Source organism: Streptomyces sp. NPDC005017 (genome assembly GCF_042873115.1).
Lineage (GTDB): Bacteria > Actinomycetota > Actinomycetes > Streptomycetales > Streptomycetaceae > Streptomyces.
Genome location: NZ_JBIALD010000033.1, coordinates 58,835 through 83,640, shown reverse-complemented (window position 1 = coordinate 83,640; position 24,806 = coordinate 58,835). Strand labels below are relative to the sequence as shown.

20 protein-coding genes and 2 pseudogenes are annotated in these 24,806 nt (G+C 73.1%); 5 read left to right on the top strand and 17 right to left on the bottom strand.

Annotation, left to right across the window (positions count from 1 at the left end; genetic code table 11):
* The 5 genes and pseudogenes from ACFYR0_RS34000 to ACFYR0_RS33980 all read right to left on the bottom strand — a co-directional run.
* A pseudogene (locus ACFYR0_RS34000) lies at window positions 1-250 on the bottom strand (glucose-6-phosphate isomerase); the annotation flags it as partial.
* Window positions 243-1,178, bottom strand: coding sequence for a glucose-6-phosphate dehydrogenase assembly protein OpcA (gene opcA / locus ACFYR0_RS33995; RefSeq protein WP_389336909.1), 936 nt, complete (start codon window positions 1,176-1,178; stop codon window positions 243-245). The pseudogene ACFYR0_RS34000 and the gene opcA, both read right to left, overlap by 8 nt.
* The gene (zwf, locus tag ACFYR0_RS33990; RefSeq protein ID WP_389336906.1) at window positions 1,175-2,764 is read right to left on the bottom strand and encodes a glucose-6-phosphate dehydrogenase; all 1,590 of its coding nucleotides are present in this window, start codon (window positions 2,762-2,764) and stop codon (window positions 1,175-1,177) included. Before zwf ends, opcA begins: the two co-directional genes overlap by 4 nt.
* Entirely contained in the window at window positions 2,761-3,897 is a 1,137-nt protein-coding gene (tal, locus tag ACFYR0_RS33985) for a transaldolase (protein ID WP_389336903.1), read from the bottom strand. The genes zwf and tal overlap by 4 nt, the downstream gene beginning before the upstream one ends.
* 30 nt (window positions 3,898-3,927) lie before the next feature.
* Window positions 3,928-4,446, bottom strand: a pseudogene (locus ACFYR0_RS33980) (transketolase C-terminal domain-containing protein); the annotation flags it as partial.
* A 241-nt stretch (window positions 4,447-4,687) separates the two neighbouring features.
* On the opposite strand from ACFYR0_RS33980, the gene ACFYR0_RS33975 reads away from it, so the two are divergent.
* Window positions 4,688-5,617 (top strand): helix-turn-helix domain-containing protein, encoded by a 930-nt coding sequence (locus ACFYR0_RS33975; RefSeq protein WP_389336900.1) that lies wholly within the window; start codon window positions 4,688-4,690, stop codon window positions 5,615-5,617.
* Between the two features lie 115 nt (window positions 5,618-5,732).
* Here the strand turns inward: ACFYR0_RS33975 and ACFYR0_RS33970 are convergent, their stop codons facing one another.
* Together ACFYR0_RS33970 and ACFYR0_RS33965 are read right to left on the bottom strand one after the other, a co-directional pair.
* Window positions 5,733-7,130: a glycoside hydrolase family 16 protein gene (locus ACFYR0_RS33970; RefSeq protein WP_389336897.1), complete on the bottom strand. Its 1,398-nt coding sequence runs from the start codon at window positions 7,128-7,130 to the stop codon at window positions 5,733-5,735.
* A gap of 667 nt (window positions 7,131-7,797) precedes the next feature.
* Entirely contained in the window at window positions 7,798-9,897 is a 2,100-nt protein-coding gene (locus ACFYR0_RS33965; RefSeq protein WP_389336889.1) for an MMPL family transporter, read from the bottom strand.
* Between the two features lie 399 nt (window positions 9,898-10,296).
* Between ACFYR0_RS33965 and ACFYR0_RS33960 the strand changes: the two genes are divergently transcribed.
* On the top strand, window positions 10,297-10,764 hold the full coding sequence (locus ACFYR0_RS33960; RefSeq protein WP_389336886.1) for a VOC family protein: 468 nt from the start codon (window positions 10,297-10,299) through the stop codon (window positions 10,762-10,764).
* Here ACFYR0_RS33960 and ACFYR0_RS33955 read toward each other — a convergent pair.
* From ACFYR0_RS33955 to ACFYR0_RS33935, 5 genes are all read right to left on the bottom strand, one after another.
* Window positions 10,761-11,204, bottom strand: a complete 444-nt coding sequence (locus tag ACFYR0_RS33955; protein WP_389336883.1) for a GNAT family N-acetyltransferase — start codon at window positions 11,202-11,204, stop codon at window positions 10,761-10,763. The two genes, ACFYR0_RS33960 and ACFYR0_RS33955, sit on opposite strands and share 4 nt — an antisense overlap.
* The gene (locus ACFYR0_RS33950; protein WP_389336880.1) at window positions 11,201-11,887 is read right to left on the bottom strand and encodes a response regulator; all 687 of its coding nucleotides are present in this window, start codon (window positions 11,885-11,887) and stop codon (window positions 11,201-11,203) included. The genes ACFYR0_RS33955 and ACFYR0_RS33950 overlap by 4 nt, the downstream gene beginning before the upstream one ends.
* Window positions 11,884-13,074 (bottom strand): sensor histidine kinase, encoded by a 1,191-nt coding sequence (locus ACFYR0_RS33945; RefSeq protein WP_389336877.1) that lies wholly within the window; start codon window positions 13,072-13,074, stop codon window positions 11,884-11,886. The genes ACFYR0_RS33950 and ACFYR0_RS33945 overlap by 4 nt, the downstream gene beginning before the upstream one ends.
* Before the next feature lie 175 nt (window positions 13,075-13,249).
* Window positions 13,250-14,935, bottom strand: a complete 1,686-nt coding sequence (locus ACFYR0_RS33940; protein ID WP_389336874.1) for a carbohydrate binding domain-containing protein — start codon at window positions 14,933-14,935, stop codon at window positions 13,250-13,252.
* A gap of 213 nt (window positions 14,936-15,148) precedes the next feature.
* Window positions 15,149-16,276 carry an ATP-grasp domain-containing protein gene (locus ACFYR0_RS33935; RefSeq protein ID WP_389336871.1) on the bottom strand — a complete coding sequence of 376 codons (1,128 nt, stop codon included), beginning with the start codon at window positions 16,274-16,276 and terminating at the stop codon, window positions 15,149-15,151.
* Window positions 16,277-16,549: 273 nt separating this feature from the next.
* On the opposite strand from ACFYR0_RS33935, the gene ACFYR0_RS33930 reads away from it, so the two are divergent.
* Window positions 16,550-17,413, top strand: a complete 864-nt coding sequence (locus ACFYR0_RS33930) for a metallophosphoesterase family protein (RefSeq protein WP_389336868.1) — start codon at window positions 16,550-16,552, stop codon at window positions 17,411-17,413.
* Between the two features lie 128 nt (window positions 17,414-17,541).
* On the opposite strand, the gene ACFYR0_RS33925 is transcribed toward ACFYR0_RS33930, so the two are convergent.
* The 3 genes from ACFYR0_RS33925 to ACFYR0_RS33915 form a co-directional block, all read right to left on the bottom strand.
* Complete coding sequence (locus ACFYR0_RS33925; protein WP_389336865.1) at window positions 17,542-17,778, bottom strand: hypothetical protein; 237 nt, start codon at window positions 17,776-17,778, stop codon at window positions 17,542-17,544.
* Between the two features lie 308 nt (window positions 17,779-18,086).
* A complete protein-coding gene (locus ACFYR0_RS33920) occupies window positions 18,087-18,617 on the bottom strand; it encodes a toxin-antitoxin system, toxin component (protein ID WP_389336918.1) in 531 nt (176 codons plus the stop codon).
* A 32-nt stretch (window positions 18,618-18,649) separates the two neighbouring features.
* Window positions 18,650-19,309, bottom strand: a complete 660-nt coding sequence (locus ACFYR0_RS33915; RefSeq protein ID WP_389336862.1) for a helix-turn-helix domain-containing protein — start codon at window positions 19,307-19,309, stop codon at window positions 18,650-18,652.
* Window positions 19,310-19,532: 223 nt separating this feature from the next.
* On the opposite strand from ACFYR0_RS33915, the gene ACFYR0_RS33910 reads away from it, so the two are divergent.
* Together ACFYR0_RS33910 and ACFYR0_RS33905 are read left to right on the top strand one after the other, a co-directional pair.
* Complete coding sequence (locus tag ACFYR0_RS33910; RefSeq protein ID WP_389336859.1) at window positions 19,533-20,201, top strand: hypothetical protein; 669 nt, start codon at window positions 19,533-19,535, stop codon at window positions 20,199-20,201.
* A 343-nt stretch (window positions 20,202-20,544) separates the two neighbouring features.
* Window positions 20,545-22,596 carry a phosphocholine-specific phospholipase C gene (locus tag ACFYR0_RS33905; protein ID WP_389336855.1) on the top strand — a complete coding sequence of 684 codons (2,052 nt, stop codon included), beginning with the start codon at window positions 20,545-20,547 and terminating at the stop codon, window positions 22,594-22,596.
* A gap of 168 nt (window positions 22,597-22,764) precedes the next feature.
* Here ACFYR0_RS33905 and ACFYR0_RS33900 read toward each other — a convergent pair whose 3' ends face one another.
* Window positions 22,765-23,964, bottom strand: a complete 1,200-nt coding sequence (locus ACFYR0_RS33900; RefSeq protein ID WP_389336852.1) for a hypothetical protein — start codon at window positions 23,962-23,964, stop codon at window positions 22,765-22,767.
* The gene (locus ACFYR0_RS33895; protein ID WP_389336849.1) at window positions 23,961-24,758 is read right to left on the bottom strand and encodes a phosphatase PAP2 family protein; all 798 of its coding nucleotides are present in this window, start codon (window positions 24,756-24,758) and stop codon (window positions 23,961-23,963) included. Before ACFYR0_RS33895 ends, ACFYR0_RS33900 begins: the two co-directional genes overlap by 4 nt.
* Window positions 24,759-24,806 lie beyond the last annotated feature (48 nt).

The window sequence follows — 24,806 nt, the reverse complement described above, 5'->3', positions numbered from 1 at the left end:
CACGGAACATCGCGTCCCGCAGCCCGAACACGTCCGTGGCCACGGCGAGTTCCTGGAGCAGGGCGAGGGTCTCGTCGGTGATCAGGTGCTTGGAGTAGTCGACGTGCAGGTCGCCGACGCGGACCACGTACCGCTCGGCGCGGCCGGGGTCCGCGGCGAACAGCTCGCGCAGGGTCCGCTGCCCCTCGGCACGGTGGTCCTCCAGCGCGGCCCACTCCGGGCGCAGGTTCAGCTTGGGGGAGTCAGACATGAGTGGCGGTCTCCTTGGCGGCCTCGCCCCGCAGGGCGATGGCGTACATCTCGTCGGCGTCGAGGCGCCGCAGCTCCTCGGCGATGAGTTCGGACGTCTGGCGCACCTTCAGGGCGAGGGTGCGCGAGGGCTGGCCGGGCAGGGACAGCGTGGCCAGCGGGCCCTCGGGGCGGTCGATGACGATCTCGCCGTGCTCGCTGCCCAGCCGTACGGCGGTGACCACGGGCCCGGCCGTGACGACACGGTCGACGGTGACGCCGAGGCGGGCCTCCAGCCAGCGGGCCAGCAGCTCGGCGCTGGGGTTCTCCGCCTCGCTCTCCACCGCCGCCGAGGTCACCCTCGCCCGCGCCTGGTCCAGGGCGGCGGCGAGCATCGAACGCCACGGCGTCAGCCGGGTCCAGGCGAGGTCGGTGTCGCCGGGGGCGTAGGAGCGTACGCGCAGCTCCAGCGCGTCCAGCGGGTGCTCGACGGCGTACATGTCGGTGATCCTGCGCTGGGCCAGCGCGCCGAGCGGGTCCTTGGCGGGCACCTCGGGGGCGTCCACCGGCCACCACACGACCACCGGGGCGTCCGGCAGCAGCAGCGGCAGCACGACCGAGTCGGCGTGGTCGGACACCTCGCCGTAGGTGCGCAGCACCACGGTCTCGCCGGTGCCCGCGTCGGCGCCCACCCGGACCTCGGCGTCCAGCCGGGAGGCCGTGCGGTCGCGCGGGGTGCGGGCGTGCCGCTTGATGACGACGAGGGTGCGCGAGGGGTGCTCGTGCGAGGCGCGCTCGGCGGCCTTGATGGCGTCGTAGGCGTTCTCCTCGTCCGTGACGATCACCATCGTCAGGACCATGCCCACGGCCGGGGTGCCGAGGGCGCGGCGGCCCTGCACCAACGCCTTGTTGATCTTGCTTGCCGTGGTGTCGGTCAGGTCGATCTTCATGGCCTGCGCCAGCTCCGTCCGTCTCGTGCGAGCATCTCGTCCGCTTCCTCGGGGCCCCAGCTGCCCGACGCGTACTGCGCCGGCCGGCCGTGTGCCGCCCAGTGCTCCTCGATCGGGTCGAGGATCTTCCAGGACTCTTCCACTTCCTGGTGACGGGGGAACAGGTTGGCGTCCCCGAGGAGGACGTCCAGGATGAGCCGCTCGTAGGCCTCCGGGCTGGACTCGGTGAACGACTCGCCGTAGGCGAAGTCCATCGTCACGTCCCGGATCTCCATCGAGGTGCCGGGCACCTTGGAGCCGAAGCGGACGGTGACGCCCTCGTCCGGCTGCACCCGGACGACGATGGCGTTCTGGCCGAGTTCCTCGGTGGCCGTGGAGTCGAACGGGGAGTGCGGGGCCCGCTGGAGGACGACCGCGATCTCCGTCACCCGGCGGCCGAGGCGCTTTCCGGTGCGCAGATAGAACGGCACGCCCGCCCAGCGGCGGTTGTCCACGTTCAGCCTGATCGCCGCGTAGGTGTCCGTGGTGGAGGCCTGGTCGATGCCGTCCTCCTCCAGATACCCGCTCACCCGCGCGCCGCCCTGCCAGCCCGGCGCGTACTGGCCGCGCACGGTGTGCCGGCCCAGGTCCTCCGGCAGCTTCACGGCCCTGAGGACCTTCAGCTTCTCGGTGAGCAGCGAGCCCGCGTCGAAGGCGGCGGGTTCCTCCATCGCGGTGAGCGCCATCAGCTGGAGCAGGTGGTTCTGGATGACGTCACGGGCCGAGCCGATGCCGTCGTAGTAGCCCGCGCGGCCGCCGATGCCGATGTCCTCGGCCATCGTGATCTGCACGTGGTCGACGTACGAACGGTTCCAGATCGGCTCGAACATCTGGTTGGCGAAGCGCAGCGCCAGGATGTTCTGGACGGTCTCCTTGCCCAGGTAGTGGTCGATCCGGAAGACCTGCTCCGGGTCGAACACGTCGTGCACGATCGCGTTCAGCTCCCGCGCGCTCGCCAGGTCGTGGCCGAACGGCTTCTCGATGACCGCGCGCCGCCAGGAGCCCTCGGGCCCGTCGGCCAGACCGTGCTTCTTCAGCTGCTGGACGACCTTGGGGAAGAACCTCGGCGGCACGGAGAGGTAGAACGCGTAGTTGCCGCTGGTGCCGCGGGCCGCGTCCAGCTCGTCCACGGTCCGGCGCAGCGTCTTGAACGCCGTGTCGTCGTCGAAGTCGCCCGGGATGAACCGCATGCCCTCGGCGAGCTGCTGCCAGACCTCCTCGCGGAACGGCGTACGGGAGTGCTCGCGCACCGCGTCGTGGACGACCTGCGCGAAGTCCTGGTCCTCCCAGTCCCGGCGGGCGAAGCCCACCAGCGAGAAGCCCGGCGGCAGCAGACCGCGGTTGGCCAGGTCGTACACGGCCGGCATCAGCTTCCTGCGGGACAGGTCGCCGGTGACGCCGAAGATGACCAGCCCGGAGGGGCCGGCGATCCGCGGGAGCCTGCGGTCGCGCTCGTCGCGCAGCGGGTTGGCCCAGCCGGGGGCGGCACCCGCGGCGGACCGCGCCTTCGCGCCCGGCCGGCCCGTCCTGCCCTTCGCCTTGCTCATTCCCCGTCAACTCCCTTGCCCATGAGCGACTTCGTCACGGTGTCCAGCAGGTCCCGCCAGGCCGCCTCGAACTTGGCCACGCCCTCGTCCTCCAGCTTGGCCACGACCTCGTCGTAGGAGACGCCGAGCCGCTCCAGGGCCGCGAGGTCGGCGCGGGCGCGGTCGTAGCCGCCGGTGACGGTGTCGCCGGTGATCTCACCGTGGTCGGCGGTGGCGTTCAGCGTGGCCTCCGGCATGGTGTTGACCGTGCCGGGGGCGACCAGCTCGTCCACGTACAGCGTGTCCTTGTACGCGGGGTCCTTCACACCGGTCGACGCCCACAGGGGGCGCTGCGCGTGGGCGCCGGAGCCGGCCAGGTCCTGCCAGCGGGCGCCGGAGAGGACCTGCTGGTACGCCTCGTAGGCGAGGCGGGCGTTGGCCAGCGCGGCCCGGCCCTTGAGGGCGAGGGCCTCGTCGGTGCCCAGGGCGGTGAGGCGGCCGTCGATCTCGGTGTCGACGCGGGAGACGAAGAACGAGGCCACGGAGTGGATCCCGGCCAGGTCCAGGCCCGCGGCCCGCGCCTTCTCCAGGCCCGCGAGATGGGCGTCCGTCACCTCGCGGTAGCGCTCCAGGGAGAAGATCAGGGTCACGTTGACACTGATGCCCCGGGCGAGGACCTCGGTGATCGCGGGCAGACCCGCCCGGGTCGCCGGGATCTTGATCATCACGTTGGGGCGGTCCACCAGCCAGGCGAGCTGCCTGGCCTCGGCGATCGTCGCCGTGGTGTCGTGGGCGAGGCGCGGGTCGACCTCGATGGAGACCCGGCCGTCCCGGCCGCCGGTGGCGTCGTACAGCGGCCGCAGGATGTCGGCGGCGGCCCGTACGTCGGCGGTGGTCATCATCCGCACGGCCTCGTCGGTGGTGACGCCCCGCACGGCGAGGTCGGCGAGCTGCTCCTCGTAGCCCTCCCCGGAGCCGATGGCGGCCTGGAAGATCGAGGGGTTGGTGGTGACGCCGACGACGCCCCGGGTGGCCAGCAGTTCGGCCAGGCCGCCGGAGGCGATCCGCTTGCGCGACAGGTCGTCCAGCCAGATGGAGACGCCCTCGTCGGACAGGCGCTGAAGGGCTCCCGCGGTGGCGGTTGCTTCGGTCATTCTTCGATCATCTTCTTTCTGGCGGTCGGATCAACCACGTGCCGTGGCCGGCGATTCCCTGGCCGCGGTGGCGACGTCGTCGGCGGTGAGGCCGTACTCGGCGAACAGGGTGGCCGCGTCGGCGGAGGCGCCGAAGTGTTCGAGGGGGACGACGCGTCCTGCGCCACCTGTGAACCGGTACCCCGTCAGAGCGATCCCGGCTTCGACGGCGGCCCGCGCTCGCACGGACGGCGGAAGGACCGCGTCGCGGTACGCCCGCGGCTGCTCCTCGAACCACTCCGCCGACGGCATCGACACCACCCGGGTGCCGGTCCCCTCGGCCTCCAGCGCCTCCCGCGGGGCGACGGCGAGCGAGACCTCGGAGCCGGTGGCGATCAGGACGACGTCGGGGGTCGCGGTGGAGGAGTCGCGCAGGACGCAACCGCCGCGCGCGGCGTCCGGGTCCGGCGCGTACGCCGGTACGCCCTGCCGGGTGAGGGCCAGGCCGTGCGGGGCCGGGCGGGTGGAGTGGCGGCGCGGGATCTCCGCCCGGACGACGGCCGTCTCACCCTCTGCACGGCATCGGCCGCCAGGAGGCGGGCGGTGTCGACGGCACGCCGGTCGAGTCCGGTCCGCTCGAAGCTGTCGGGCGTCTGCGTGCTCATCTTCAAGAAGTCCTCTGAAAGAGCGGGATTGCTGGTCGTACGCGTTAGAGATTAAAAGTCTGACTTTTAGGCGGCCAGGTCGGCGTGTGTCAGCCTTTGGTGAAAGTGGGACACCACCCGTACGGACGAGGCAGTACGAGAAGGACATGGCGGACAGAAACACCGCGCGCGCGGCGGACGAGCACCGGGGCGGCTCTCCCGGTGCGCGCGCCGAGGGCATCAGAACCTTCGCCTTCCCCTCCGGTCTCAGCGTCAGCGGCGTCGGCATGCAGGTCGGCTCCCTCGGCTCGGGGCACACCTGGCACGCCGACGACGCGCCGCTGGACAAGGTCCACCGCATCGACTTCCACGTGGTGATGCTCTTCTCCGCCGGTCCCGTCCGCCACATGGTGGACTTCGCCGAGTACGAGGCCCGCGCCGGCGACCTGCTCTGGATCCGCCCCGGGCAGGTGCACCGCTTCTCGACCGCGGACGAGTACCGCGGAACCGTCCTGACCATGCAGCCCGGTTTCCTGCCCCGCGCCACCGTCGAGGCCACCGGCCTCTACCGCTACGACCTGCCGCCGCTGCTGCGCCCCGACCCGGCACGCCTCGCGGCGCTGACGTCCTCGCTGGAGCAGCTGCGGCGCGAGTACGAGGACGACCGCACCCTCCCGCTCGGCCTGCACACCGCGGTACTGCGCCACTCCCTCACGGCGTTCCTGCTGCGCCTCGCGCATCTCGCGGCCGGCTCCGCGGAGGCCGAGCGGCACCGGTCCGACACCACGTTCACCCTCTTCCGGGACGCGGTCGAGCAGGGCTTCGCCACCAACCACAGCGTCAGCGCCTACGCCGACGCCCTCGCCATCTCCCGCCGCACCCTGGTGCGCGCGGTGCGCGCCGCCACCGGCCAGACCCCTAAGGGTTTCATCGACCGGCGGGTCGTCCTGGAGGCCAAGCGTCTGCTGGCCCACACCGACCTGCCCATCGGCCGCGTCGGCGCGGCGGTCGGCTTCCCCGACGCGGCGAACTTCTCCAAGTTCTTCCATCAGCACACGGAGGTGACCCCGGCGGCGTTCCGGGCGGAGATGCGCTGAGGGGTGCGGTGACGGGCCCGCCGGACCGCAGGGGTGGTCCCGAAACGCGCTGACGGGACGCCGATGTGGCGCCCCGTCGGACGACGGACCGGGCCGGGCGGGGCGAACCGTGCGCTCAGCGGCCGAAGGTGAACCAGTTGACGTTCACGAAGTCGGCCGGCTGGCCGCTGGTGAAGGTCAGATAGACGTCGTGCGTGCCGGTCACCCCACTGATGTTGGCGGGCACGGTCCGCCACGACTGCCAGCCCCCGGTGTTGCCCACCGCGAAGCTCCCGATCGGCGTGTTCGTACGGCTGTCCAGCCGCACCTCGACCAGGCCGCTCACCCCCGAACCGGCGCCGCTCGCCACCCGGGCGCTGAACTGACGGGCCGCCGAGGAGCCGAAGTCGACGCCCCGGTAGAGCGCCCAGTCGCCGTTCGCCAGCGCCCCGATGTTCTGGCCGCCGCCGGAGTCCGTGGTGGTCTCGGTCATCGTGCCGGACTGGCTGTCGTGCGACTCGGCCTGGATGGCGGTGTAGGCGTCGCGGTTGCCGGTCGGCGGCGGTGTGGTGCCGCCTCCGCCGCCCGCGGACAGCACCTGGACGTAGTCGACGACCATCGCGTACCCGGGCACCGTCCCGCTGTCCGGGCCGCCGCCGAATGCGGCCGGGAAGCCGCCGCCCATCGCCACGTTCAGGATGATGAAGTAGCCGTGGTTGGTGGCGTTGGCCCAGGTGGTCGCGTCGACCTGGTTGGCCCTGACCGTGTGGTAGTTGACGCCGTCGACGTAGAAGCGGACCTGTTCCGGGCTCGTCGAGCGGTCCCACTCCATGCGGTAGGTGTGGAAGCCCGACTGGCAGGTCGCGCCCGGACAGGTGGTGGAGCCGCCGATGCCGGTGGTCTCGTTGCACGGGCCCCCAGGAGTGGTGCCGCAGTGCATCGTGGCCCAGACGGTGTTCAGGCCCTGGACGTTCTCCATGATGTCCAGCTCGCCGACGGCCGGCCAGTTCCAGTAGTTGCCGCGGTACGGCGCGCCGAGCATCCAGAACGCGGGCCAGTAGCCCTTGGCCGCGGCGCCGGTGACGTTCGGCATCTGCACCCGGGCCTCGACGCGCAGCTTGCCGCCCGCCGGGGGCTGGAAGTCGGTGCGGCGGGTCTCGACGCGGCCCGAGGTCCAGTTGCCGGACGCGTCGCGGCGCGGGGTGATGCGCAGATTGCCGCTGCCGTCCAGGGCCACGTTGCTGGTGCTGGAGGTCATCGTCTCGACCTCGCCTGTGCCCCAGTTGGCGGGCCCGCCGGGGTAGGAGGTACCGGTGGCGTACTGCCAGTTGGAGGTGTTCACACCGGAGCCGGCCGCGCCGTCGAAGTCGTCGGCGAAGACCTGCGTCCAGCCGGACGGGGGCGGCGGGGCGGAGGCGCTCGCCGTGGTGGCGGCGGTCGTCGCGGCGGCCGCGGCGAGGGCGAGCGCGCCGAAGCCCGCCACCAGTGCCTGGCGCAGCGTGCGCCGTCTGCGCATGCCTGGGGTGTCGCTCATGTGGGGGTTGCCTCTCGGGATACGGGGGATGCGGGGAGCCGTACTGCCGTGCGAGAGCTGTGCGTTGACGTCCTGAGGGCGTCCTGAAAGCGTCCGGGGGACGGTGAAGCTTCGGGGTGATTCTGAGAGCGCTCTCAGGACGCGCCCCAATGTGCTCCGGACCGCCCCGGCCGTCAAGAGGTGAAGCAAGGAAATCCTTTGAGTGACGGGGGAGTTCAGGTGCTGAAGCGGGACGGGCCGGGCATCGGGAGGGGTGGGGGACGGGCGCCGGGCGGCGGAGGGCCGGTTGCCGGGCGGGCGGGGTCGGCCGTCGGCAGGAGGCCGGGTGGCGGACGGTCGGTCGCGGGCCGGGCCGTCCGCCGCAAGGAGACCGGGTGCCCGGCAGGCGGACGGGGCGGGCGCCGGGAGCGAGTGGCGGCGGCCGGAAAGGGCCGTCCGTCGTGACTGACGGTGGACGGCCCGAGCGTTGCGGCGGCTTCAGCGCCGTGGGGGCACTGGCGTACGAGCTCCGTTCCGCCGGAGCCTCGTCCCGGAGCCCGATCCGGTGGTGCCCGGTAGGCGGATGGCCGGGGCGGGTGGCCGGGGCGGGTGGCGGCAGCGGGACGGGCCGTCCGCCGTGGCTGACGGTGGACGGCCCGTGGGCTGCGGGGGCTTCAGTGCGGTGAGGTCACTGGCGTACGAGTTCCCGCTCCGGCGGAGCCTCCTCGCGCAGCCCGATCCGGTCGTGGACCCGGCGCAGCGGCCGCGGTGCCCACCAGGCGCGGCGGCCCAGCAGGGCCATCGTCGCCGGGACGAGCAGCATGCGCACCACCGTCGCGTCGATCAGCACCGCCAGCGTCAGCCCGAGCCCGATCTGCAGGATCGGGGAGAAGCCGCCGGTCATGAAGGCGCCGAACACCACGGCCAGCAGCAGCGCCGCGCAGGTCACCACCCGGCCGGACCGCCGCAGCCCCGTCACCACGGCCTCCGACTCGTCCTCGCCCTGCTCCCGCGCCTCACGGATGCGGGCCAGGATGAACAGCTCGTAGTCCATGGCCAGCCCGAACGCGATCGCCACGATCAGCGGCGGCGCGGTCAGACTCAGCGCGCCCAGCCCCTCGGCGCCCAGCAGCCCGGCCAGATTCCCGTCCTGGAAGACCCACACCACCACACCGAGCGCGGCGCCGAGGCTCAGCAGCGTCGTCGCGATGGTCCGCAGCGGCAGCAGCACCGAGCCGGTGAAGGCGAACAGCAGGACGAAGATGCCGGCCAGCACGGTCAGCGCCGCCAGCGGGGCACGGTCGGCGAGCATCTGGCGGAAGTCGACCAGCTCCGCGGCGGTACCGGTGACCTCCACCGGCTCGTCCCCGCGCACGTCACGCACCTCGCGCACCAGGTCGGTCGCCGCCGTGCCGTCCACACTGCCGGTCGGGGGCAGCGAGATCACGGTGGCGCCGTCCGGCAGCTCACGCTCCGTCGCGCCGGGGCGCAGGGCGAGGACACGGCCGGCCGTGCCCGGGTCCGCGTCCGGCCGGACCAGGACCGTGACCGGGTCGACGCCGCTGCCCGGCGGGAAGTGCTCGCCGACGGTGTCGTAGAGCTGCCGTGCCTCGGTGCTCGCGGGCAGCTGCGTGGCGTCGCCGATGGCGATCCGCAGACCGCTGACCGGCAGGGCCAGCACCAGCAGGGCGGGCACCGCGGTGGCCAGGACGGCGATCTTGTGGCGGGCCGAGAAGCGGGCGACGCGGGCGAAGAAGCGGCCCTCCTCGCCGTCGGGGCGGACCTTGGCCGGAGGGATCCTCCCGCCGAACTTGGTCAGCAGCGCGGGCAGCAGGGTGACCGCGGCCAGCATGTCCAGCACGACCACGGCGGCCACGGCCAGACCCATGCTGCGCAGGAACACGCTCGGGAAGACCAGCAGCCCGGTCAGGCTGACCGCGACCGTCAGCCCGGAGAACAGCACCGTACGGCCGGCCCGTTCGACCGTGCGCCGCACGGCCAGGACCACGTCGTCGGTGGTCCGCCGTTCCTCCCGGAAGCGGACCAGCATCAGCAGCGCGTAGTCCACGGCGAGGCCGAGGCCCAGCATCGTCGTCACCTGGATGGCGTACACGGAGATGTCGGTGACCTCGCTGAACACGAACAGCGCCAGGAACGCGCCCGCGATCCCGCTCACCGCGATCACCAGCGGCAGCGCCGCCGTGCGCAGTCCGCCGAACACCACCAGCAGCAGACCCAGCACCACCGGCAGCGAGATCAGCTCGGCGTTCTTCACGTCCTCCTGGGCGCGCTCGCCGAGCTGCTGCCCGAGCAGCGGGCCGCCGCTGACGTGCACCTCGGGCGCGTCGATCTCCCGGATGCGCTCGGCCGCCGCGTCCACCGCGGACTCCTCGGCGGCGTCGTCGAGGCCGCCCTCCAGGGTGACCGGGATGATCAGGGCGCGTCCGTCCTCGGCGGCCAGACCGGGCGTCCCGTACGGGTCGGGCACCGCGGCCACCCCGGCGATGTTCCGTACGTCGGCGACGGCCCGCTCCACCTGGACCCGCAGGTCCGCGTCGGCGACGGGCACGCCCTCCACGACGGCGGTGAGCGACTCGCCGGTGGGGTCGTTGCGGTCGAGATACTGGGCGGCGCGCTGCGACTCCGTGCCCGGGACCTCCGGCACATTGTCGGACAGCCGCCCGAAGACGCCCGTCCCGAGGCCGAAGCCGATGATCAGGAACAGCGTCCACAGCAGGATGACGGTGAGCGGGCGGCGGGTCGCCGCCCGGGCGAGCGTGGCGAGCACGGCCCCTCCCGGAGTTGTCCGATCGCTTCGCCCTCAGAGTCCCGCCGGACCCCCTTCCGCCGGATCGCCGGAGGGAGCGGTTTGCGGGACTCGGTCGTACGGGGGAGTCACGGGCGGGAATGGGCCGCGCGGGGGAGGGGGAGCGGGGCGGCGATCGTCCGCCGGGGGGAGCCCGCGCGCGGGCGGTCCTGCACAGGAAGGAGCCCTTACGGGGAAGCGCCAGGTGAGAGGCCCGCGGAGGCGGACACCCGCAGGGCGGGCCCGGGCGTGACGGCCGCCGTCGGGACGGGGGAGACGCCTCGGGCGGCAGGACTACTCGCACGACCGGGTGAGCGCGGGAATCAGGCCGTGCGCGCGAGGAGTTGACCCGTTCGGTAGCCGCGATCACCGAGGAGCGCCATGTCCGACGAACCCGCCGTGCGCGAGCTGCGCCTGGTCGTCACCGCCGAGGACTACGAGACGGCCCTGCACTTCTACCGCGACGTCCTGGGCCTGCCCGAACGCGCCGCGTTCTCCTCCCCGGACGGCAGGGTCACCATCCTGGAGGCGGGCCGGGCCACGCTGGAGATCACCGACCCGCACCACGCGGCGTTCATCGACGAGGTCGAGGTGGGCCACCGGGTGGCCGGGCAGGTGCGGGTCGCCTTCCAGGTCGGCGACTCCCCTGCCGTCACCGCGCGGCTGGCCGCCGCGGGCGCGGAGGTGCTCGCCGAGCCGACCCGCACCCCCTGGAACTCCCTGAACTCCCGGCTCCGGGCCCCCGCCGGCCTCCAGCTCACCCTGTTCGAGGAACTGGACGGGCCGGGCGGTCACGGCCCCGACGCCCCGGAGCGCGAATCGGACCAGCGCCGGCCGGACCGGTCCTAACCTCCGAGCGGATAGTCGTAGCGCAGGAAGCCGTTGAAGGCGGCGACCTTGTCGTACAGGGCCCGCGCGGTGCTGTTGTGGTCCTGGGTGAGCCAGTACAGCCGGGACGCCCCCCGGTCGCGGGCGCGGGCCGCCACCGCCTCGATCAGCGCGCGGGCCACGCCCTGCCCGCGCGCGGCCCCGTCCACGAACAGGTCCTGGAGGTAGCAGCTGTCGGGCATCCAGCAGTGGGCGTGGAAGAGGTAGTGCGTGATGCCGACCAGACGTCCGTCGGGCGTCCGGGCGCCCAGGCCGTGCACCTCGGTGCCCGCCAGCAGGCGCCGCCAGGCCGTCTCGTACTCCCCGTCGGTGGTCTCGGTGGCGTAGAACTCCTTGTAGCCGCGCGCGAGTCGCTCCCATGCGGCGCGGTCGTCAGGGCGCAGAAACCCGATCTCGATCATGAAGGGTCATTGTGTTCGCCGCCGCCCGGCGTCACCAGACCCGTCTCGTAGGCGGAGATCACCGCCTGCACCCGGTCCCGCAGCCCCAGCTTCGACAGCACATTGCTGACGTGCGTCTTCACGGTGTGCTCGCTGACGAACATGGTCGTCGCGATCTCGGCGTTGGTCAGTCCGCGGGCCAGCATCCGCAGGGTCTCCACCTCGCGGGCGGTGAGCACGTCCAGCCGCGTCGGGGCGACCTCGGCGGCGGTCTCCGCCCGGCGGCGGCGCACGATGTCGGCGACCAGCCGGCGGGTGACCGTCGGGGCGAGCAGCGAGTCCCCGGCCGCGACCACCCGCACCGCGTGCACCAGGTCGTCGCGGCGCACGTCCTTCAGCAGGAATCCGCTGGCCCCCGCGCACAGCGCGTCGTACACGTACTCGTCGAGGTCGAACGTGGTCAGCATGACCACCTTGCAGTCCGACTCGGCGCACACCCGCCGGGCCGCCTCCAGGCCGTCCATGACGGGCATCCGGATGTCCAGCAGCAGCACGTCCGGGCTGAGCCGCCGTACGGCGTCCACCGCCTCGGCCCCGTCGCCCGCCTCGCCCACCACCTCGATGTCCGGCTGCGCCTGGAGGATCATGCCGAAGCCGATCCGGACCAGCTCCTGGTCGTCCGCGACGACCACCCGGACGCTCACCCGAGGGCCGCCCGGTCTCCCGCCACCGGAAGGCGTACGACGACCCGGAAGCCGCCGTCCGGGCCGCGCCCCGCCTCGGCGTCGCCCCCGCAGGCGGCGGCCCGTTCCCGGATGCCGATCAGCCCGTGCCCGCCGGACGCGCCGGCCGGGCCCCGGCCGTCGTCGGTCACGCTGAGGGTCAAGGCACGCTCCGTCCAGTCGAGTTCGATCACCGCGGAAGAAGCGTACGCGTGCTTGACCGTGTTGGTGAGGGCCTCCTGCACCACCCGGTAGGCCGCGACCTCGGTGTCCCGGTGCAGCGGCCGGGGCTCGCCGTCGGTGCGCAGTTCCACCCGCAGCCCCGCCGACTCGGCCACCTGGTGTGCCAGCGCGGGCAGCGCGGCCACCCCGGGCTGCGGCACCCGCTCCCCGCCGGTCACGGGCTGCTCCTCCTTCAGCACGCCGAGGATGCGCCGCAACTGGGTCATCGCGTCCCGTCCGGTCGCCGCGATCGTGTCGAACACCGCCTCCGCGCGGGCCGGGTCGGTGCGCACCACCACCGGACCGGCCTCGGCCTGCACCACCATCAGGCTGACCGCGTGGGCGAGGATGTCGTGCATGTCCCGGGCGATCCGGGAGCGCTCCTGCGCCCGCGCCCGCTCGGTGTCCGCCGCCCGCTCCCGCTCCAGCCGCCGGGCGCGGTCCTCCAGGGCCGCCGTGTAGGCGCGCTGCACCCGGGCCAGCATGCCGAGCGCGTAGGCGCACACCACGCTCAGCAGATGGAAGGCGTACTCGAACGGCTGCGCGTGTTCCTTGAGGAACACCGTGAAGAACACCCCGAACAGCCAGCCCAGCAGCATCAGCCGCCGCTCCACCGGCGGGCACAGCGTGGCGACCGTGTACAGCACGACCAGCCCGCCGTAGATCACCGTCGGCGGTGGGGCGTGGTAGACCGCCATGGCGACCGTGGCCACGGACACCGCCCACGCCGTCGCGAAGGGCGCCCTGCGCCGCCACACCAGCGGCACCGCCGTCGCCGTGCCCAGCAGGAAGCCCTGCCAGGTCAGCCGGTCGTCGCCCTCGTCGGGGAAGATCCACTGCAACGAGGCGGCGAACAGCACCAGCGCGGCGAGCGCGCCGTCGACGGCGTACGGGTTGGCCGTGCGCAAGCGGGCGACGGCGGGCTCGATCCAGGACCGGGCGGACATGGGCGGCTCCTCGGGGAAGGGCAGTTCCAGTATCCGGGCCGGTCAGGGGCGCCGCCTCGCCGATGAGAGGGATATCGGGCGAGCGGGACGCCGGGCGGCCGTGGGCGGGCATGCGCCGGGGGCGCCCCTGGTGGGACGCCCCCGGCGGGTGCCGCTCGCCGCGGCGACGGTCGGCTCAGCCGGTGAAGCCGGCCGTGATCGACGTGAACTGCCAGTTGCTCTGGCTGATGCCGGAGCAGTTGCTGGTCACACCGCCGCCGGGGCACGGCCGGTCACGGTTGACCGCCCAGTAGGCGAGGCGGGCGATGTGGTGGGAGTTCGCCCAGTCGCGGATCTGGGTCCAGATCGCCACCGAGGTCAGCTCCTGCTGGTCGGACAGCCCGTTCATGCCGGAGATGCCGATGTGCGCGTACGCCGTGGCGTCGTCCCAGCCGAAGGCGGACTTCAGCTTGTTCTTCAGCCCCTCGGTCGCGTTCACGGTGTTGCCGTACATGTCGGCGCCGCCGCCGAAGTCGAACGGCATGATCGTGAAGACGTCGATGCCCGCGTTGAGCGCCTTGGCCTGGTCGATGAGCCGGTTGCCCCAGTAGGTCGGGCCGGTGGTCGAGGTGCCGAAGGTGACGATCGTGCGCAGGCCCGGGTTGTTGGCCTTGACGATCTTCAGCGCGTTGAGGACGCGGTCCTGCACGGCCGCGTTCTCGAACTCGTCCGTGTTCTCGATGTCGACGTCGATGGCCTTCAGACCGTAGGCGTCGATCACCTTCTGGTACGCGCCGGCCAGCGCCTCGGCCGTGGAGCAGTTCGGGCCGAGCTTGTTGCCGCTCCAGCCGCCGATCGAGGGGACGATGTCACCGCCCGCGGAACGGATGGAGTTGATGACCGCCTGGTCGTTGCCGCCGGTCAGCGGCCTGCTGCCGTCCCAGGCCGGGTTGCAGCCGCCGGACGAGAGGATGAACGCCATCGTGTACCACTTGATGCCGGTCGCGCTCATCACCGAGGTGGCGCTCGGCGGGTCGCCCCAGCCGAGGTACAGATAGGGCGCGGCCTGCTTGAAGCCGGTGCCCCCGCCGCCGCCCGCGTCCGTGGTCACGGTGACGCCGTTGGAGGCCGGAGAGCTGTTCCCGGCCGCGTCGCGGGCCCGCACGGTGAAGGTGTAGGAGGTGCTCGCCGCGAGCCCGGAGACCGTGGCGCTCGTCCCGGACACGGTCAGGACCTGGTTGGAGCCGCTGAACACGTCGTACGCCGTGACGCCGACGTTGTCGGTGGAGGCGTTCCAGGCCAGCGACACACTGGACGAGGACCTGGCCGTGGAGCGCAGGCTGCCCGGCACGGTGGGCGCCTGGGTGTCACCGCCGCCCCCGCCGGGTCCGTCGAGGCTGATGTCGTCGGCGTGGTACGTCCCCTGCCCGTACCAGCCGTGCACATACACCCGGGCGCTGGTCTGCGCGGCGCCGGTGGTGAAGGAGAGGCTCAACTGGCTGTACGCGGTGGGCGAGTTGGTCCAGGTGGAGGCACCCCCGTCCACGCCGAGGTACACATAGGAGCCACGCACCCACGAGCTGAGCGTGTACGTGGTGTTCGGCTGGACGGAGACGGTCTGCCCGCACTTGGCGTTGTCGCTCGCGCTCGCGGCACCCTGGAGCGCGCGCGAGCCGCCGTGCACGGGGGAGTTCACGACGGAGCCGAGGTTGCCGGTGCAGGTCCAGGGCGACAGGGAGCCCGTCTCGAAACCGGCGTTGGAGAGGATGTTCGCCGCGTGGGCGGTGCCGGGAAGGGCGACGGCCCCGCCGACCGCGAGGCCGACGGCGCCGAACAGCGCGAGAATTCTGCGTCTGGAGCGGTTCAGGAACGTGGTGCGCACGCGATCTCCCTGGGGAAAGTGGGGTGTTCGGGAGTGCACAGAGGTGCGGAATGGTGCGCAGACAAAGTTGGTATGGACCAATCGAGCTGTCAATAGCCCTTGCAGGATCGGTCCATACCGGTGAGGTGCGGGTGTGTCCGGGGTGGCGGCGGGTTGTCCGGGCGGGTGGCGGCGGGTCGGCGGGGCGGGCGCCCGGACGACCGGACCGCGCGGCTAGAGCGGCAGGACCTGCGCCGCGCTCTCCACGGCCTCGACGGGCTGCGCGGGAACCGCGGGCAGCAGCACCTCGGTCTCCTCGGCCCGCTGCGGCGGCAGGGTCACCGGACGCAGCGGCCGCGGCCCGGACACCACCGAGTAGTCCTGCCCGAGGAACGGCGGGACCACGTCGCCCGGGTCCTCCCCGAGCGCCAGCTGCACGGCGAGCCACGGCACGTTGATGCCGCACAGGGACAGCTGGTGCAGCCCGCCGGCCGGCCGGGAGTTGACGTCCATCAGCACCGGGACGTCGCCGAGCATGCGGAACTGGATGTTGGAGAGATGGTGCAGCCCGAACCCCTCGGCGATCCTGCGGGCCGGTCCCAGCCACTGCTCGTTGAGCGTGAACCCGCGCCGCCGCCCGTTCTTGGTCCTGCCGACGGCCAGCCGCACCCGGTCGTCCGTGCCGGTGAGGCAGTCCACCGACACCTCCGGCTGCTCCAGCCGCGGCATCACCAGCCAGTCCACCGGCTCCTCCGCCGCGCGCAGCGCCTCGAGGACCAGGTCGAGATGGACGTACGGGCTCGGGAAGCCGTTGAGGTGCACCAGGGAGAAGGGCGCGCGGGTGATCACACGGAAGCCGACGCCGCCCGCGCCGGAGGCCGGCTTGAAGCACGCCTTGTGTCCGCCTGCCTCCAACTCCTGTACGGCGGCGACGAGTTCGTCGGCCGACCGCACCCGCCACCACGGCGGCACGGGCACGCCGATGGCCTGCACCGCCTCATAGGCGACGATCTTGTCCTCGAAGACCGTGACCGCCTCCGGCGTCGGCGCGAGCAGCGCCGTGCCGACCGCCTCGAAGTCCGCCCGGTGCGCCGCGATGGCCGACTGGTGCAGCCGGGGGACGAACACGTCGATGCCGCGCCGGGCGCACTGGTCGAGCGCGAACTCGACGTAAGCGGCCGGGGACAGGCCCTCCGGCTCCAGTTCGGCGGTGTCGGCGGCGGCCAGTACGGGGGAGTCCGGGTCGCCGTGCGTGGCATGGATCTCGACGGCCCGGTCGCTGGGATTTCTCCGCAGCTGATCCATGAAGAACACGTTCTCCGCGTACGTGCGGTTGAGCCAGACGCGTACGCGAGAGACCATGCAGGCCGCCTTTCACGGTTCGCGGGCAGGACGGAGCGGCCCGTGCCCGGGCAGGGTGGAGGAAGGGACACCGAACCGCCCTGGAGAAGGGAGTTCGAGGCGGTGGTGTTGGGGGGATCATACGGCTTTCGAGGGGTCCTGCGTGCAACGCCGGTGTTACGGATCGACCGGTCCGGGGCAGGGTGTCGAGGTGTCCCGGGATCGCCTTGTCGGCGGGGCGCGGAGTGTGTTGTCGTAGTCACGGACGGTGGACGGCGGAGGAAGGGCGGACGGGTGGCGTCGAGGGCCGGCGGGAGCGGACGGCTGCTGGCCATCAGCGACCTGCACATCGGGTATCCGGAGAACCGGGCACTGGTCGAGAAGCTGTATCCGGAGCACCCGGACGACTGGCTCGTCGTCGCCGGGGACGTGGCCGAGACCGTCCGTGACGTCCGCTGGGCGCTGACGATGCTCGCCGAGCGCTTCCGCAAGGTCGTCTGGGTGCCCGGCAACCACGAGCTGTGGACCCACCCCAAGGACACCGTGACCCTGCGCGGTGTCACCCGCTACGAGTTCCTGGTCGCCCTCTGCCGGGAGCTGGGCGTGGTCACGCCCGAGGACCCCTACCCCGTCTGGCAGGGTCCGGGCGGCCCGGTCCGGGTGGCCCCGCTGTTCCTGCTGTACGACTACACCTTCCTGCCGGGCGGCTGCACCACCAAGGAGGAGGGCCTGGCCTACGCCCGGGGGACCGGGGTCGTCTGCAACGACGAGGACCTGCTGCACCCCGACCCCTATCCCACCCGCGAGGACTGGTGCCGGGCCCGCGTGGAGCTGACCGGGCGCAGGCTCGCCGAGGAGTCGGACGGCCTGCCGTTCGTGCTGATCAACCACTACCCGCTCGACCGGCATCCCATGGACGTGCTGTGGTACCCCGAGTTCGCCATGTGGTGCGGCACCTCTCTGACGGCCGACTGGCACCGCCGCTTCGACGTGGCCGCCATGGTCTACGGCCATCTGCACATCCCCCGCAGCACCGTGCTGGACGGTGTCCCCTTCGAGGAGGTCTCGGTGGGCTACCCGCGTGAGTGGCGCCGCCGCGAGCAGCCCCCCGGCATCCCGCGCGTGATCCTGCCGCGCGAGACGCCCCGGGGGGCCTGAGGATCGCGGGTCCTCGACGGCCGCCGGCGTCGTCGAGGAGCGCGGCCGCCCGAGGCTCCCGGGCCCGAGGAACACGGCTGCCCGAGGCCCCGGGCGCCGGTACGGACGTCAGCGGCGCGCCCCCGGTGTCACCCGTGCGGGCGGCAGCTCTGCAGCAGCCCGAAGAACTCCTCCTCGTTCCCTCTCAGGCCCGCGGCGGCGAGCGCCTGTTCGGCCTCGGCGAGGACGGACGGCGGGACGACCGGCGGCCGGGACGCACCCGGTGGCCCGTCGGCGGCGTCGAAGGCGGCCCGGACCGTGTGCAGCAGGCGCAGATAGGCCTGGACGGCCGTGCGTTCCCGTTCGGTCAGGAGGCTCGTGGGCATCGGTCGGCTCTCCCCGTGTCGGCTGGTCGGTCACGCGCCCTGACGGCACGTACGCCCCCGCGGCACGGTGACGCACCCTCCAGCTTGCACGCAGGCACTGACAAACCGGTGGGAGCGCACGCCGGTTCGCCCGCTCAGCGGACGCGAAGCCACACCCGGGGCGCCGGGGGCCCTTCCGGCGGATGTCGGTGGCGTCGCGGCGCCCGACACGACGAAGGGGCCAGACGGCCCCGCCGCCCCGCTCGGTCCTGCGGGACGCTCAGCCCGCGCCCGGTCAACCCTGCGGGCCCCTCAGTCCCGCAGCCCGCTCAGCCCTGCGGCCCCAGATAGCCCAGCGAGGTCTCGATCCGGCCGGCCAGCCGGTCGCGGCGCAGCGGGCCCCGGCCCGACGAATCGGCCAGCCACGTGCGGCACTTGCTCGCCAGCAGCATGCCGAACTCCTCGGCCTCCCGCTCGTCGTCGAGTTCGAAGCGGCTGCGGGCGGCCACGCGGAGTACGGTCGCCTGAAGGTCGGCGGCGTCGTCCAGCAGCCGGGCCGCCACCGCCGCGCCCTCCACGTGATGACCGCCGTGCTCGGCCTGCATGTGCCACAACTCGTGTCCGAGGATGACCAGTTGATGCTCGGGGGCGGTCCGCTCCTCGATGATCACCAGGTCCTGGTCGGCCATGTCGATCCACAGGCCGCTGGCGGTGCCGGGCGGGAAGGCGGCCATGCGCAGCTTCACCGGGCGGCCGCGCCGCCGGCTCATGCCCTCGCACAGCGCGGTGTACAGCTCGACGGGTGCCACGGGGGCGGTCAGCCGCAGCTCCGCGACCAGACCGCCGCACAGGCGGCGCATTTCCCGGGCGTTGCCCACAGTCCTCCCCCGGCTCACGACTCGGGCCGTTTGACGCTCTCCAGGAGCATGTCCAGCCACTCCGCGACCTTGTCGCGGTGCTGGTCGGTGGGCAGTTGCGCGGCCCGCCAGGCGATCCCGCGCACGCCGTGGTCCTGGAGCAGCCGCTCCAGCGGGTCCTCGGGGGCGACGGCCATCGCCTGCCGTTCCCGGTCGGCGAGCTTCTGGAGCAGGTCCTGCTCGGTGCGCTGGAGGGAACCGGCCAGGGCCTCGACGTCCGCGGCGGTCAGAAAGCCCGCGTGCACCCGGAAGAACCGCTGGATGGCGTCGCAGTGCTCCATGGTGGGCCGGCGGTCGCCGTTGATGAGCGCACCGGCCTGCTGCCGGGACATGCCCGCGCCGTCGGCGATCTCCTGCTGGGTGTACTTGCGCCCGTTGGGCTTCAGCCGGGTGCGGCGCAGCAGGTCCAGGCGCTGGAGGAAGCGCGCCTGTACGTCGGGCTCGCCCGCCGGGCGGCCCCGGAGCAGGTCCTTCACGACGGGCTCGGGGACCCCTGAGGCCACGGACAGCCGCCCCGTGTCGAACACCTCCGCGTGCGGCACGCCGAGCCGGTCGGCCAGCGCGGTGACGCGGACGACGACGGCCGGCAGGACAGCCGACGCCGTGCCGTCCGGAACCTCGTAGCCATCCGCCACCGACGTGTCTCCTACGTCTCGCACAGCCAACTCACATGTGGTCTCCGTGAACTTCCCGGAGCGTAGCGGGTGCTTCGAACTCACATCCAGGTCTCGCCACAACTGTGGCCAATTTCAGCCGTCAACAGTCGTGGAATGCCACGATAGTTGACATGCCTACCGTCGGCGAAGCAGGATCGGTGCGCCGCGAGAAGGCCGCATAGGCAAGAGGGGTGACCTCCCGATGGCATACCAGGCAGGTGGGCAGCGGCCGGCACCGCGGTCCGCTCCCGTCCGTCCTCAGGCCCAGGAGTATCTGGAGGACTACGCCGCGCTCGTGGAGGCCGTCCCCTTCCCTTCGTTCATCGTGGACCACCGCTGGGACGTGCTCCTCTCGAACGGTGCGTTCCAGTCACTTTTCCGTGGCGTGGGGCCGCATCCGACCGCCATGCCGGCGGACAACTTCCTGCGGTTCGTCCTCTTCCACCCCGACGCGGGCTCCGTCCTCGGTGAGCACGAGTCGCGGTGGTGCCTGCCGATGCTGGCCCAGTTCGCGGCGGCCCTGGAGCGCAACGGCCACGACCCCGCCCTTCAGGCGGTGCGCCGGGACATCGCCCAGGACCCCTTCATGGAGGCCGCCTACCGCCAGGGCCTGCCGCACTGGGTGCGCGCGATGGGCGAGACGGCCCTCGAACACGACGGCTCCGTCAGGCCGTTGCTCCACCCCGACCCCCGCTGGGGCGCCACCGACTGCCGGATCGTCGACGAGACCCCGAGGACCCTGCGGGACATGGACCGCACCCGCCTGACCCTGGTCCTGCGCGGCCGCCGTCCCGCCGGAAACCGTGGCAGCGCGCCGCGGGTCCGCCGCACGGCGGGTCACCTCACGGTGGTCCCCGCCCCCGAGGGCTGACCGGGCACCGTCGGCGTTCAGGTCACCGACGGCGCCCGGTCAGCTCCCGGGACCCGCACCCGCGCGCGAGGACGCGGAGCTCCCCGCCGCCTCCGCCGTGCCGTCCGCGCTCCACGGACACCCCCGCGCGCCGCACCGGCTCCCCTCGCGCGCCGCCGCCCGGCACCGCCGTATCGCCGGTGACCTGATCCCGCCGTTTCGCGCATCTCTCGTACCGACGACTTTCACGCGGGCGCCACCGCACCCTTCCCTGACGTTTGGTGCTCTTGGAACACTCCATTCGCGCGCATTCCGTCACGGCCCGGCCGGTTCAACTCCCGTCAGCACGAGAGGTCCCTCACCCATGCCCGAAGTCAACCGGCGCCGATTCCTCCAGGTCGCGGGTGCCACCACGGCCTTCACCGCTCTGTCGAGCAGCATCGAGCGGGCCGCCGCCCTGCCGGCCAACCACCGCTGCGGCACCATCGAGGACGTCGAGCACATCGTCGTCCTGATGCAGGAGAACCGTTCGTTCGACCACTACTTCGGCAAGCTGCGCGGCGTCCGGGGCTTCGGCGACCCGCACCCCGTGCGGCTCGACAACGGCAAGTCGGTGTGGCACCAGAGCGACGGCACCCGCGAGGTGCTGCCCTTCCACCCGGAGGCCGACGACCTCGGCATGCAGTTCCTGGAGGGACTCCCGCACGGCTGGACCGACGGACAGCAGGCGTACAACGGCGGCGACTACGACAAGTGGCTGCCCGCCAAGGGCACCACGACCATGGCGTATCTGACCCGCGAGGACATCCCGTTCCACTACGCCCTCGCCGACGCCTTCACGGTCTGCGACGCCTACCACTGCTCCTTCATCGGCTCGACCGACCCGAACCGCTACTACATGTGGTCGGGCCACACGGGCAACGACGGCAAGGGCGGCGGCCCGGTCCTCGGCAACGACGAGCTCGGCTACGACTGGACGACCTACCCCGAGCGCCTCGAGGCGGCCGGCGTCTCCTGGAAGGTCTACCAGGACATCGGCGACGGCCTCGACGCGGCCGGCTCCTGGGGCTGGATCTCCGACGCCTACCGCGGCAACTACGGCGACAACTCCCTGCTGTACTTCAACAAGTACCGCAACGCCCAGCCCGGCGACCCCTGGTACGACAAGGCCCGCACCGGCACCGACGTCAAGAACGGCGACGGCTACTTCGACCGGCTGCGCGCCGACGTCCAGGCCGGCGAACTGCCGCAGATCTCCTGGATCGCCGCCCCCGAGGCGTTCTCCGAGCACTCCAACTGGCCCTCGAACTACGGCGCCTGGTACATCGCGCAGGTCCTCGACGCGCTGACCTCCAACCCGGCGGTGTGGGCGAAGACGGCCCTGTTCATCACGTACGACGAGAACGACGGCTTCTTCGACCACATGCTGCCGCCGCTGCCGCCGAGGAACGCCGCCCAGGGCAGGTCCACGGCCGACGTCTCGCTCGACCTCTACCCCGGCGACAGCCGGCGCCCCGCCGGACCGTACGGCCTCGGCCCCCGGGTGCCGATGCTGGTCGTCTCGCCGTGGAGCAAGGGCGGCTTCGTCTGCTCCGAGACCCTCGACCACACCTCGGTGATCCGCTTCATGGAGCGCCGCTTCGGCGTGGGCGAGCCGAACATCTCGCCCTGGCGCCGTGCCGTCTGCGGTGACCTGACCTCGGCCTTCGACTTCTCCCGCAAGGACAGCCGCCCGGCCCCGCTGCCGGACACCGAGGCGTACGAGCCGCAGGACCGCGAGCGGCACCCCGACTACCGGCCGGTCCCGCCCGCCGACCCGAGCCTGCCCCGGCAGGAGCCCGGCTCTCGCCCGGCCCGCCCGCTGAGGTACGCCCCGGCCGTCGACGCCGCCACCGACCCGGCGACCGGCAGGGTCACGCTCACCTTCGCCTCGGGGAGCCGGGCCGGCGCGGCCTTCTGGGTCACCGGGGGCAACCGCACCGACGGCCCCTGGACCTACACCACCGAGGCCGGCAAGAGCCTGTCGGACACCTGGAACACGGTCTACTCGGGCGGCTCGTACGACCTGACCGTGCACGGCCCCAACGGCTTCCTGCGCGTCTTCCGCGGGCCGGGCAAGGCCGCCGGACCCGAGGTCACCGCGCGGCACGCCGGTGACGACCTCGAACTGACCTTCACCAACGAGGGCGCGGCCACCGCCCGGTTGAAGGTCGTCGACGGCTACCGCGCCCGGCCGCGCACCGTCAAGGTGCGCGCGGGCGCGACCCTGAAGGTCGTCCTCGGCCTGGCGGCGAGCCGCCGCTGGTACGACCTGACCGTCACCTCCGCGGACGACCCGGCGTTCCTGCGCCGCTTCGTCGGCCATGTCGAGAACGGCCGCGCGGGCGTCAGCGACCCGGCGATCGTGACGGACTGACGTTCCCCGCCCGACGGAGGTGCCCCGGCCCCGTGAGGCCGGGGCACCTCCGCCGGGGCCCGCGAGGCCGGAGCACCTCCGTCCGGGGCTCGCGAGGCCGGGGCACGTCCGTCCCGGGGAACGGACCCGGTGTCCGCTCCGTTCCCCGTCACGGACCCGGTGTCCGTCTCAGGCCACCAGCCCCGCGTCCGCCGACTCCTTGGCGTGCGCGGCCGGCGCGTGCCGCCGACGGCTCCGCCAGGAGCGGGCGCGCGGAAGCGGTACGGCCCCCGGCACCCCTGGCAGCGAGGGCACGGACGGCACGCCCTGCACCCCCGGTGCCTCCGGCACCGGAGCGCGCCAGGCCGCCGCGCCGGGCGCGGACCGCCGTGCAGCCCCGCCGGTCCCCGGCCCGCGCACGGCCGCCGCACGGGCCGCGCCGGCCCGCCCCGCGCCCCGCGTCCCCGCCGCACCCGCACCCGCGCCCGCGGCGGCGAGGCCGAAGTCCACCGCCTCGCCCGTAACCGGACCCGGAGCCGGAGCCGGTTCCACGACACCCTCCTCACGCCCCGGCGCCCCCCGCGACAGCAGCACCACGCCCCAGGCCGCCAGCCCCGCCCCGGCCAGGGCCAGGAGCAGGCCCGTCGGCCCGCCCCGGAGACGTTCGCCCAGCAGGGAGAGGCCGATCAGCGCGGCCGCCACCGGATTGGCCAGGGTGACCACGGCGAGGGGCGCCCCGAGGCCGCCCTTGTAGGCGGTCTGCGACAGCAGCAGGCCGCCGGCCGCGAGCGCGGCGACGAGGACCGCGACCCCGATCACCTGAAGGCTGAGCAGCGGGCCGGAGCGGTCGGTGGCGGCCACCGTCACCGTCTGGGTCAGTGCCGAGGCGACCCCGGAGGCGAGACCGGACGCGGTCGCGTGCCGCAGGCCCGGCCGGGCGCCGGGCCGGGACAGCAGGCCGATCAGCGCGGCCGTCGTCCCCGCGACGGCCACCGCCTCCACCGGGCTGAGCACATCGTCGGGCGCCGGGCCCGACGCCGTGGCCAGCAGCGCGGCGAGCCCCGTCAGGGTGAAGGCCGTGCCCCGCCACTCGGCGGCGCTTACCCGCCGGCCCGCGACCCGCGCCCCCAGCGGCACCGCCGCGACGAGGGTGAGCGCGCCCAGCGGCTGCACCACGGTCAGCGGCCCGTACTTGAGGGCCACCACGTGCAGCAGCGCGGCGGAGGCGTTCAGCCCCACGGCCCCCCACCAGCTCACGCTGCCCAGCAGCCGCAGCACCCCCGTGCCCCGGGAGCGGGCGGCGAGCCGCTCCTGCGCGACGGCCGCGGCGGCGTAGGCGAGGGCGGAGAACAGCGACAGCAGGACGGCGAGGCCGAACGCGGTGCTCATCGGCCCGCCCCGACGAGCGCGCCGTCCTCGGCGGGAGCGAGGTCCGCGGCGCCCCGGTCCGTGGTGGTGGCGGTGCGCCGGGGCGCGTGCACCAGCGCGAGCGCGAGGCCCAGCAGGGCGGCCGCGACCAGCGCGTCCAGCCAGTAGTGGTTCGCGGTGCCGACGATGACCAGCAGGGTCAGCAGTGGATGCAGCAGCCACAGCCACCGCAGCCGCGACCGGGTCGCCACGATCAGGCCGATAGCGAGCATCAGCGCCCAGCCGAAGTGCAGCGAGGGCATCGCCGCGAACTGGTTGGAGAGCGTGTCGGTCTGCGGCGGGCCGTACACCGAGGGCCCGTACACCCGGGCCGTGTCGACCAGGCCGGTCGCCGTGAGCATCCGGGGCGGGGCGAGCGGGAACGCCAGGTGCAGCGCCAGGGCGGCCGCGGTGAGCGCGGCGAGCACGCGCCGGGCCCAGACGTAGTGCGCGGGGCGGCGCAGATAGAGCCAGACCAGGAAGGCGGCGGTGGCCGGGAAGTGCACGGTCGCGTAGTAGACGTTGGCCGTGTGCACGAGGGTGTCGCCGTGCAGCAGCGCGGACTGCACGGCGCCCTCGCCCGGCAGGCGGAGGACGCGCTCCAGGTCCCACACGGTGTGCGCGTTGCGGAAGGCCGCCTCGGTGTGGCCCGTGGCGAGCTGCCGTCCGAGCTTGTAGACGAGGAACAGCCCCGCGACGAGCAGGATCTCGCGCAGCAGTGGCGGCCGGGCGGCCCCGTCGGGCTCCGCTCGGTCGGGCTCGGTGCCTGCTTTCATGCCCCGCCCCTTCGGTGACAGTGGTGCGAACGAGCCGCGGGACGGGCC